Here is a 10,085-nt window from a genome sequence, read left to right as displayed (position 1 = left end):
CCCTACACCTGTGACAAATTAAAAATAATAGTATATAATAAGTATATTCACTTTGTTAATTCTAACCTTTTTCATATCTCCTTGTGCCTTCCTCGGCTATGAACCCGGCCGCAGGAAGGTTTTTTTTGATCATGCCGGACAAACCGGCGCTTCTCCGCTTTTTCTGTCTGTTGAGCCCCTTCCACCGCTTGTTCCGGAGCCTCTGGCGCTGCCGGTTGTCAGACCCCGGAAACGAATAATATTCTTGGAAAAATTGGATTTCTTCTATTATAAATACCCCTTATGTCCTTGCGCTACGCTGCGGCCTGTTCTGCTGACCGTCCCTGCCCATGACCCATTCGTCTTCCGACTTGAGTCATGCAGCGAGACACCGCGCACGGGGAGCTGCGCGCGATGCAAAAAACGATGCCCTCCACGCTTACAACACCATGCTACAACAATGCGTTGTACACATCCCGCTTTGATACGCCCCGGTCGCCGGCAGTCCGTTTCATCGCATCCTTGCGGCTCATGCCCTCCTGCTCATAGCGGGCGACATGCTCTTCAAGCGACAGCTCCTGCCACCAGGCATTTTGTTCACGCAGCTCATCCTCGATGGATGCGCCCTGCACGACGATGCAATATTCGCCGAGCGGCGGGTGCTCCTCGAGCCATTGCTGACACTCGCTTACCGTCCCCCGGACAAATTCTTCGTAACGCTTGGTCAATTCCCGGGCCAGCGCAATGCTGCGGTCGCCCAGCGCCTCCTTAAGCAGTTCCAATGTTCGTTTGACCCGGTGCGGAGATTCATAAAAAATCAATGTCCCACTCGCGGCCCCCAGCCCCTGCAGCTGCTCCATCACATCCTTTCGTTCACGGGGCAGAAACCCGATAAACGTGAATCTTTCGGTCGGCAATCCCGATGCGATCAAAGCCGAAAGCGCAGCGTTCGCGCCGGGGATCGGAATGACCGGAATTCCGTCTGCAATCGCCAGTCTGACAAGGTCGGAACCGGGGTCGGAAATGGCTGGCAGACCGGCATCGCTGACCAGCGCCACATTTTTTCCTTCTATTATATAGCGTATGATTTCAGGACCGCTGGCAGCCTTGTTATGCTCATGATAACTGAACAGCTGCTTGGCCGGAATATCAAAATGCGTGAGCAGCTTTCGCGTCTGCCGCGTATCCTCCGCCGCAATAATATCACACTCCCGCAGCGTCCGAATCGCCCGATATGTCATATCCTCCAGATTGCCGATCGGCGTGGCCACCAAATACAGGCTGCCGCCCGGATGCTGCCCTTGATTGGCTTGAGCAAAGCTCGTTTGAACGATTGGTTTCATTCCTCTTCATCATCCTTATACGATCCAAAATAAATATCCATAAATTCGTCGCAGTATTGGCCCTCTTCGTTGTACACGATCAGCGGCGGCTTCAGTCGAACCTCCGGCTTGCCATCCCGTATGCCCTCGATCAGCACCATGTTGGCCTCCATATTCGCCCTAGGATGCACGAAGCGGATCACCTTCGGCTCAACTCGATACCGGCTCATCAGCGTAATAATCTCCGCAAGACGGAGCGGCTTGTGAACCATGCTCATTTTGCCGCCTTGCTTCAGCAGACGTGAACCTGCCTCAATCACTTCCTCCAATGTGCAGTGAATCTCATGTCTGGCTATGGCCTGGTATGGATTCAATTTCACATCACTGCCGTTCATCGGCATATAAGGCGGATTGACGGTAATCGCATCATAGGCGCCATAGCCGGTTTCCTTATACAGCTCCCTTAAATCGCCCTCGCGGATCGTAATTTGCTGCTCTAGCCCATTCATCTCCACGCTTCGCCGTGCCATATCCGCCAGCCTCGGCTGAATCTCAATGGCCTCAATCGGCGCTGAGGTGCGGGTGGAGAGCAGAATGGGAATGACCCCATTGCCTGTGCACATATCCAGGATTCGGCCGCGGCGAGGGATGCTGGCAAAGCGGGCGAGCAAAACCGCGTCCATGGAGAAGCTGAACACTTCTTCACTTTGAATGATGCCCAGCTCATGGGTGAGCAGATCGTCGATGCGCTCGGACGGCTGGAGGCTGATTTGTTTCAGTTTCATAATTTCATTCCTTTTTAGCATTGATAGTTCCGGCACCTCGGCCAGGAGGAAGGCGCTAGGTACACGCAGGTGATCTGGAGTGATGGAGCAGCTGCCTGCTTCAGCATCCATATAGCATCCATACAGTATAACCTTGCAACCTGAGAAAAAAACCGTAGGCGTTTTTCTCCTACGGCTTTCTCATTTATTCAGAAAAGACAGGCAGAACAGGCAATCCCCTTCCGTACGCAAATGCCCGTAATAGACATTGCATATATGGAAGCCTTCGTGGTACAGCCGGGCCAGGTTATCATAACCTTCCCCGACCACATCTTCCCCATGCTCCTCAGCCTTGTTCGGCTGCGGATGGTTCGGAGCAATCGGATGGGTCGCTTCTGCCGGATCAGCTTCCCTTTTTAATATCTTTCGGAGCTGTTCATTTTCAAAGCTGAGGCGATGGTTCTCTTCCAGCAGTTCCTTGATGACCAGCTTGAGTCCACCGAGTTCACTGTGCATATGTCCCATCTGTGTTTCCATCTCTTGAATGAGCGCAAAAATGTTTTTCTTCTCCAAGACTACACCCCGAAAACAAACATTGTATTTGTCTATTTGACTACAACGTCATCCATTGGAAGTTCCTTGACCTTACCGATCTCAAACAGCTGAACATGAACGGTTCGTTTATCCGCATTGAGTCCGACCACTTTGCCGTCCCCAAGCGAGGTGACAACCAATTTCCCGACGGATGGAAGCTCTTCCTTGACACTTTCATAATTATCATGCTCAAACTTCAGGCAGCACATCAATCTTCCGCATAGCCCGGAAATTTTGGTAGGGTTCAGCGACAAGCTTTGATCCTTCGCCATCTTGATCGATACCGGTTCAAAATCTCCGAGCCATGAAGAACAGCACAGTACGCGTCCACAAGGTCCAAGGCCGCCAAGCATTTTGGCCTCATCCCGTACGCCGATTTGTCGCAGCTCGATTCTTGTCCGGAATATGCTGGCCAGATCCTTGACCAGCTCACGGAAGTCCACACGGCCTTCTGCTGTGAAGTAAAAAATGATTTTGTTGCGATCAAACGTGAATTCCACGTCCACCAGCTTCATTTTTAATCCGTGATCCCGAATTTTATTTAAACAGGTTGTAAATGCATCCTTAGCCGCCTGCTTGTTCTCTTCAACCACACGGGCATCAGAATCGCCGGCAATGCGGATGACCTTCTTCAGCGGAAGGACGACATCGGATTCACCCACCTGCTTCTTACCAATAACAACCTGACCATATTCAATGCCGCGAGCCGTCTCTACGATGACGGATTGCTCTTTCTCCACCGGAAGATCGAGTGGATCAAAGTAATATATCTTGCCCGCTTTCTTAAAGCGGACACCTACTACACTGTACAAAAATAAACCCCCTTGTGCCTGTACATCTAGGCCCGTATTCGCGCGCCTGGGGGTTTCGCTCACGCCGGAGTGTTACCGCCCAAGCCGATCAACAGCTGCTCCAAACAGAGCTGTCCATTGACATTATAGCGTAACTTCTTCTGACACTCTGCGGCCAAATCCATACAGGATACCCACTGTGCTGTGCTGCGGGCTGACGCATGACCAGAGATATACTCCGCCTGATCTATGAAAACGAGAGACTCTTTCCTTCCGTATTGGACATGGATCATGTCCTTACACCATAAATGGAACAAACTGAACATCATATCCAGATGCTCCGAGAGTTCGGTTTTGAACACCTTCTGACTCGCGGTAATGATCGCAGAGCCGCTTCGGTTCAAAGACTCCTTCCCTAATTGTAACACTACGTTTCTAATTTCTGCAAACCAATTCTCGTTCAATATTTTCCTGCACCCCTCAAGTCCGGATGCAAGCTGAACCGCGCAGCGCACAAGCGCGTGAGGGTACCCCTCGCCCACCAGAACCTGCTCCATCATTTGCGGTGAAAGCGCCCGGAAAGGCACCTTCTGTACCCGCGACTGGATGGTCGGCAGCAGTGCCTGTCCATTCTCGGCGATCAGAATGGCGACGACCGGAACCTGCGGCTCCTCCAGAAACTTCAGCAAGCTGTTGGCCGCCTGCGTTGTCATCTTCTCCGCCTGCTCAATAATATACACTTTCGGGTTGCGATGCTCCGAGCGATACGAGAATAAGCGCTGAAGCTCACGGATCTGGTCGATCTTAATGCTGGCGCCATCCGGACCGATCATCGTCAGATCGGGATGGTTGCCATGCTCGACCTTGCGGCATTCAAGACATTGCCCGCAGGCATCGTCTTCAAGCTCCGTGCAGAACAACGCTTTGGCAAAAGCGACAGCCATATCCGTCTGTCCCGCTCCCTTCGGGCCGCTGAACAGATAGGCGTGACTGACCGCATGACGGCGAAGAGCGCTTTGCAGCAGCTGCTTGGCAGCCTCTTGACCTAATATATCATTAAAAGACATAAGTCCTCTCACTTTCTATGCTCAATACCTGTTCTTGTTTCTGATTCTAGAGCTTGTTCATATCTTTGTCCGAGCCAAGGAACGCGAACCCGGTATGATGGCTCTATCAAAATGCGTATGTTGTCAAAATACCAGATTAATCAATATGCCGCGAATTTCGCCGACCTTGTTAAGCAAATCAATTCTTCCCTGCTCCGTATCCAGAAGCTCGTCCGCCATGGAGAGCAGAACCGAATCAATCTCATCAATAATATTGTAACGCTTGCCTCGTCCTCTGCGGTCCCAGCCTCGCGTCTCTTTCATTTTGACCCCGCGACGGACGGTCTCTTCCAGGAATCGGCGCACCATTTGCTTATAAGCCTTCAGTTCCCGGACATTCATCGATTTCAGCAGGCGATCGCCCTGCAGGGCGATCGCCCGCATCTGGCGGGTCAGTTCCTCATGGGATGCCCTCTCCCCCTGCTGACGCATCATATCCGAGAAGGATTTCTGCTGCACGGGTTTAGCGGTATTATCCGGGACGGTTAATTCACTTTTGATGGGCCTGAAGCCCGGATTAATCTTCAACTCAATCCACCGCCTATATAATAAAAAATGCTATATAGACTGAACCAAAGAAAACAATCATCATGCTGGGTGCCCACCTCCCTATACAGGAGGGATGCTGTTATTCCCTAGTTCAATCTATATAGGTCGAACAACAGAACCTAAGAACTTTCTCTTAGAAGTGCTCAAATCTCTCGACAGGGAGGACAAATACTGTTGCGCCGCCCACTTGCACTTCAACCGGAAGCGGCAAGTAGGAATCTGTCGTTCCACTCATCGGGGTAACCGGCGTGACGAGCTGCTCGCGAACTTTACAGCTGGTGCGAATGACGCTCAGTACGCTTTCAACCTGGGAATCATCGACCCCGATCATAAAGGTGGTGTTGCCCGCCTTCAGGAAGCCACCTGTACTTGCGAGTTTGGTTGCCCGGAAATTCGCTTTCACCAGCGCGGCGGAAAGACGGTTGCTGTCCTTATCCTGTACAATCGCAACAATTAATTTCATTGCAAACCCTCCTTATCGTTTTTTGGCAGCTTAAAGCGCCATGCCTTATTATTTGACAAACACCCTCAAAAATCCTTTAAAAACGCGTCCAGATGTCTAATCATCTCCCGTTCGACCTGCTCTGGAGGTCTGGAAGCATCAATCAAACGAATTCGGTCCTTAAACCGCTCGGCCAGCTGAAGATAACCTTCCCTGACCTTTTCATGAAACGCCAGACTCTCCATATCCAGCCGATTCACTTCGCGCTCGGCATTCATCAGAATCCGGGACATGCCTGCCCTTGGCTCGATATCCAGCAGCAGCGTCAAGTCGGGCATCCGCTGATTGATAGCAAAGGCGTTAATGCTCCATACTTCTTCTATACCCAATTCCCGGGCATATCCTTGATATACGAGACTGCTGTCCACAAACCGGTCGCACAGCACCGTGACTCCCTGCTCCAATGCGGGCTCGACTTTCTCTACGAGATGCTGACGCCTGGCTGCAGCATACAACAGGGCCTCCGTCCGTGCGTCCATCGCGGTATGTTCCGGATCTAGGATAATCGATCGGATCTTCTCGGCGATGTCGATGCCGCCCGGCTCGCGGGTAATCAGATACGGCATGGATCGGTTCTGCATATACGCGGACAATCTGCCGATCATCGTCGTTTTTCCTGATCCTTCTCCACCCTCGATGGTGATAAATAACGGTCTGTGCTTGTTCATCGACAATCCTGCTTTCATGATGATTTAGGCTTGAAATGTTAGTCAAGGTGTCTTACGTGACTAGGAATATCTCATCTTAAGGGGCACGCTTAGATGCCTTGGGCGCTTATCCCTCTCTGTGTCTCTGTGATCCTTCGGTATCTTTTCTATATCTTTCTGACTCTCTACTGTCTCAATGGCTAGTGCTGTCATGTCGAGGGCTTCCCTCCCGGTCTAATCCTTATAGACAACGATCGTGTCCATGTCCGGGTCGGCCGTACCCTGACACTTGACGCCGGCATCTCGAAGACGGATTAATCGCGAGGCCATCGGCCCTGTGATTACCTCGCCCGGATACAGGACCGGGATGCCCGGCGGATAAGGGATGACCATCTCGCCAGCCACGCGTCCTGCGCTTTCTTCCACGCGGATAGCTTCAAGTTTCTGCGGATCGGCAGGCTGGAGAGAGAACGAGACGGGCGATGAATACGAACGCTCGCCGCTTGAAATGTTCCACGTGGAAACATCGGGAGCGGCAGGTGCGGCGTGATCGATGTCATCCAGGTTTAGCTCCGGCTCCTGCTTTACAATATGCACAAGAGCCCATAAGAGGTGATTGACATCTTCCAGTGTCGATCCCAGGGAGAAGAGCAGGACGACGCGCCGCTCGTCACTCATCTCCGGCACACAGCCGCGCGCTTCGAGTGCGCGCTGGAGTGCGTACCCGCTAAGGGCCCCGGTGCGGTCATATATGACCGCTTTGAAGGGGTCCTGGCGGGTATACGCCGCCGCCCGGGCGCTGCTGGGCCCCGGCGGCAGGGCAGTTCCGCCGGCTGCGGCCGTGCCGGCGGCGGGGGTTGCGGGCTGCGGCGGCTGCAGCAGCCCGAAGCGCGGCAGCTGCGCGAGCCCGCGCTGGAAGGCGTCCACGGCGGCCAGGCCGGCCGTGAAGGCGTCCTGGCCCTGCGCGTGCAGCTGGCGCCGGGCCAGATCCAGCGAGGCCATGAGCGGGTAGGAGGGGCTTGAGCTTTGCACCATGGCCAGCCGCTGCCGCAGCAGCTTGCGGTCCAGCAGCTCGCCCTGCACATGCAGCATCGCCCCCATCGTCATGGCCCCCAGCATTTTGTGCGTGGACTGTACGACAGCGTCAGCGCCGCAGGAGAGCGCACTCTCCGGCAGCATCGGATGCAGTCCGAAATGCGCGCCGTGGGCTTCATCCACGATCAGCGGAACCCCGTGCTGATGACAGGCTGCCGCCAGAGGCTTCAAGTCGCTTCCCATGCCGTAATAGTTCGGCATCGTCACCAGCACGCCCTTGGCCTCCGGATAAGCCTCCAGAGCTTGTCTCACCGTCTCCTCCGAAGGAGCCACCGCAAGGCCGCTGCCTGCATCTGTCTCCGGCTGGAGAAATACGGCCTGTGCTCCGGCGAGCATCAATCCGTTCAATACCGATTTATGAACATTCCGCTGCACCAGCAGAAGATCCCCCGGTGCTGTGCACACGGTCAGGATCATCGCCAGATTGCCTGACGTGCTGCCGCCTACGAGGAAATAACTCTCCTCAGCCCCAAAGCAATCCGCAGCAAGCTGCTGTGCCTGCCGAATGACACCTTCCGGATGATGCAAATCATCCGTCCCTGTAATTTCCGTAACATCAATCCGCATGACCTCGCGGAGCAGATCCGCCTCTTGTACGCCTGCGTAGGCCTTGCCGTTTTTATGTCCGGGAACATGCAGCGAGACATTCCCTTCTTCTCTATAACGCAGCAGCGCTTCTAGGAGCGGTGCCTGATGCTTGTTCATACTCCCCATTGCGTTTCCCTTCGGATTATAATATCTACCCTATTTTATCGCAAATTGGCATCTGCGCCTATGGCAAAGACCGCAAATGACCCATAGACAGCAAAAAAGGCCTCTTCATCAGGGGCCTATGCACAGGGTCTCACTATTAAACATTTTTCGGAATGACGATTTGCTTTAATTGCCGAATAAAAAAATGATATTTTGCATCGTCCGCACTGGTATGCACAATCTCGGATTCGCAGTCCTCACATACGAATTGCGAAACAATCGTAATGCCTTCCGCTTTAGGTTGGTTGCAAACGATGCAGACTTGTTCGGTCAGCTCTTCCATTGATAACCACCCCACCTTGTTCCTTTTCCTATTAGTATGGCACAGTTTCTATTATTTTAAACCTTTTCATAGGATTTCTTTGTTACGCTTTATGTATATGTCGGTGACATTTCGCTTGTGTCTGTACCTTTTTTGGTGCTTAATAATAATATCGCTTCTACCGATAAAATACATAAAAGCAATGTTTCAAACTAGCTCTACCGGATCATCATAGACAAAGGAGGACAGCTACGCCCGATGGCAGAACAACCGCACGGTCAAGCCACCTTTTATCAATACCGATTATTAAAAAAAATTCCGATGACCAAGACCCTGCTGGCCCTCTATCTGATGCTACCCTTGATCGCGGCTGTGGCAGGGATTATTGCTGTGTCCTGGAGCACGATCCCGTACATGCTGATGGCCATCCCCATCGTATTGTGGATTCAATACTTCATAGGTCACTCGGCGCTGCTTCTGATGGGACGCAATTATACGAAAAGGTGGCGGTTCCAGCTCCGGCTTCCTTGGCCGGGCTATATGCCGGACCAGCACATCAGCCGGCGGGTGTTCCTCACCGTACAGCAGCATACAAGCTGGATTGGCTTGTGCCTGTACGCCCTGGTGGCCCTGTGGACGCCTCCGTTATTTACGCTATCTCTGGTATTCTGGCATCTGTGGCTTCTTTTGCCGCGTTTCTACTTCCTCGTTCGCTTAAGCATGAAGTATAAGGACGGTATGTTAAAATTCAATGCGGAGGATGTTTCCTATTACAAGCAATAGGTCGCTGTCTTCCAACCTTTGAAAACCATGTTGCTCATCTTACAACATATATCCCGGCGAACGCCGGAAGATAAGCCGCATTTCTGAAAACAGCAAAGGGAACTCCTCACCGCGCGGGAGCTCCCTTTTTCATTCTCCGAATGAATCATGAACATAGAAAAAGACCTCATTTCGAAGCCCGAAAGAGGTCTTTTATTTCTTGCTCTCCAAGCCTTGGATGGCTTGCTTCTTCGTCTGACTGGGTACCATGATGATCAGATACCCGTCATGAACCGTGAGATGAACGATACTGTTTCCTTTCTCAAAAACGAGGGAGGCGCCAGAATCATCCTTCCGCTGCTTCCAGCCCCAGGACTCGATTTCGTTCAAATAGGGTTCTGGTATATCGTCTCCTTCCTTTATGCCAGGAAGTGCGTAACGTACGTAATCCAACTCGGTATTGCCTGACGTCTGTTCCGTCTTGTTAGCTTCTCTCGGGACGGGGAACGATTTGACGTTAGCCGCGCCATTGAAGGAATTCCAGCTGGGTTCAGCATGGGTTCCACAGGCAGAGCTGGTCAATAATATCGTACCAGCGCATATAAGACCAGCTACGTGCCGCCGGCTTTTAAGCATCGCAATTTTTCCTCCTCTCCTCATTATACCGTGTGCTGCGTGTAGTTCTTAGGTAATGGTATAAGGAGAATCTCTGCATTCAGGCTACATACCTACTGCTTTTCGCAAACAGGTAAAATACATCAGCCCGCATATGCCCGAATATAACTAATTCTATTATACTGATTTCCTTTGTTATATCGGTAACAAAATCTTCATCTGTTCACACCTTTTGAAGAGCCATGTTATATAACAGTTCGGCTGAATAAATGAAAGTACGGTGATCAAACATATCTTAATAAAAAAATAAAAACCACCGTCGACTACTTCGACAGTGGTTCTTC

Annotated in this window: 12 protein-coding genes; 1 reads left to right on the top strand and 11 read right to left on the bottom strand. The window is 51.9% G+C overall.

Annotated features, from left to right (window positions below; translation table 11 throughout):
• Positions 1 to 431: 431 nt before the first annotated feature.
• From rsmI to CHH67_RS22755, 10 genes are all read right to left on the bottom strand, one after another.
• The gene (gene rsmI, locus CHH67_RS22800) at positions 432 to 1,322 is read right to left on the bottom strand and encodes a 16S rRNA (cytidine(1402)-2'-O)-methyltransferase (protein WP_095267668.1); all 891 of its coding nucleotides are present in this window, start codon (positions 1,320 to 1,322) and stop codon (positions 432 to 434) included.
• The gene (locus CHH67_RS22795; RefSeq protein ID WP_095267667.1) at positions 1,319 to 2,086 is read right to left on the bottom strand and encodes a tRNA1(Val) (adenine(37)-N6)-methyltransferase; all 768 of its coding nucleotides are present in this window, start codon (positions 2,084 to 2,086) and stop codon (positions 1,319 to 1,321) included. The genes rsmI and CHH67_RS22795 overlap by 4 nt, the downstream gene beginning before the upstream one ends.
• 180 nt (positions 2,087 to 2,266) lie before the next feature.
• Entirely contained in the window at positions 2,267 to 2,638 is a 372-nt protein-coding gene (yabA, locus tag CHH67_RS22790; RefSeq protein ID WP_095267666.1) for a DNA replication initiation control protein YabA, read from the bottom strand.
• 32 nt (positions 2,639 to 2,670) lie between these two features.
• The gene (locus tag CHH67_RS22785) at positions 2,671 to 3,471 is read right to left on the bottom strand and encodes a PSP1 domain-containing protein (protein WP_095267665.1); all 801 of its coding nucleotides are present in this window, start codon (positions 3,469 to 3,471) and stop codon (positions 2,671 to 2,673) included.
• Between the two features lie 59 nt (positions 3,472 to 3,530).
• The gene (holB, locus tag CHH67_RS22780) at positions 3,531 to 4,517 is read right to left on the bottom strand and encodes a DNA polymerase III subunit delta' (protein ID WP_095267664.1); all 987 of its coding nucleotides are present in this window, start codon (positions 4,515 to 4,517) and stop codon (positions 3,531 to 3,533) included.
• A gap of 123 nt (positions 4,518 to 4,640) precedes the next feature.
• The gene (locus CHH67_RS22775; RefSeq protein ID WP_095267663.1) at positions 4,641 to 5,084 is read right to left on the bottom strand and encodes a YaaR family protein; all 444 of its coding nucleotides are present in this window, start codon (positions 5,082 to 5,084) and stop codon (positions 4,641 to 4,643) included.
• A gap of 154 nt (positions 5,085 to 5,238) precedes the next feature.
• A complete protein-coding gene (locus CHH67_RS22770; protein WP_006207400.1) occupies positions 5,239 to 5,568 on the bottom strand; it encodes a cyclic-di-AMP receptor in 330 nt (109 codons plus the stop codon).
• Positions 5,569 to 5,633: 65 nt separating this feature from the next.
• On the bottom strand, positions 5,634 to 6,275 hold the full coding sequence (gene tmk, locus CHH67_RS22765) for a dTMP kinase (RefSeq protein WP_095267662.1): 642 nt from the start codon (positions 6,273 to 6,275) through the stop codon (positions 5,634 to 5,636).
• Between the two features lie 213 nt (positions 6,276 to 6,488).
• Positions 6,489 to 8,063, bottom strand: coding sequence for an aminotransferase class I/II-fold pyridoxal phosphate-dependent enzyme (locus CHH67_RS22760; protein WP_425320453.1), 1,575 nt, complete (start codon positions 8,061 to 8,063; stop codon positions 6,489 to 6,491).
• A 136-nt stretch (positions 8,064 to 8,199) separates the two neighbouring features.
• On the bottom strand, positions 8,200 to 8,385 hold the full coding sequence (locus CHH67_RS22755) for a sigma factor G inhibitor Gin (RefSeq protein WP_095267661.1): 186 nt from the start codon (positions 8,383 to 8,385) through the stop codon (positions 8,200 to 8,202).
• A 237-nt stretch (positions 8,386 to 8,622) separates the two neighbouring features.
• On the opposite strand from CHH67_RS22755, the gene CHH67_RS22750 reads away from it, so the two are divergent.
• Complete coding sequence (locus CHH67_RS22750) at positions 8,623 to 9,147, top strand: hypothetical protein (RefSeq protein WP_095267660.1); 525 nt, start codon at positions 8,623 to 8,625, stop codon at positions 9,145 to 9,147.
• Between the two features lie 192 nt (positions 9,148 to 9,339).
• Here the strand turns inward: CHH67_RS22750 and CHH67_RS22745 are convergent, their stop codons facing one another.
• Entirely contained in the window at positions 9,340 to 9,762 is a 423-nt protein-coding gene (locus tag CHH67_RS22745) for a hypothetical protein (RefSeq protein WP_095267659.1), read from the bottom strand.
• Between the last annotated feature and the right edge of the window lie 323 nt (positions 9,763 to 10,085).

Origin of the sequence: Paenibacillus campinasensis (assembly GCF_002272015.1) — a bacterium.
Taxonomy (GTDB): domain Bacteria; phylum Bacillota; class Bacilli; order Paenibacillales; family Paenibacillaceae; genus Paenibacillus_AQ; species Paenibacillus_AQ campinasensis.
Note: the sequence above shows the minus strand (reverse complement) of the source record. Positions and strands in the feature narration are given on the sequence as shown.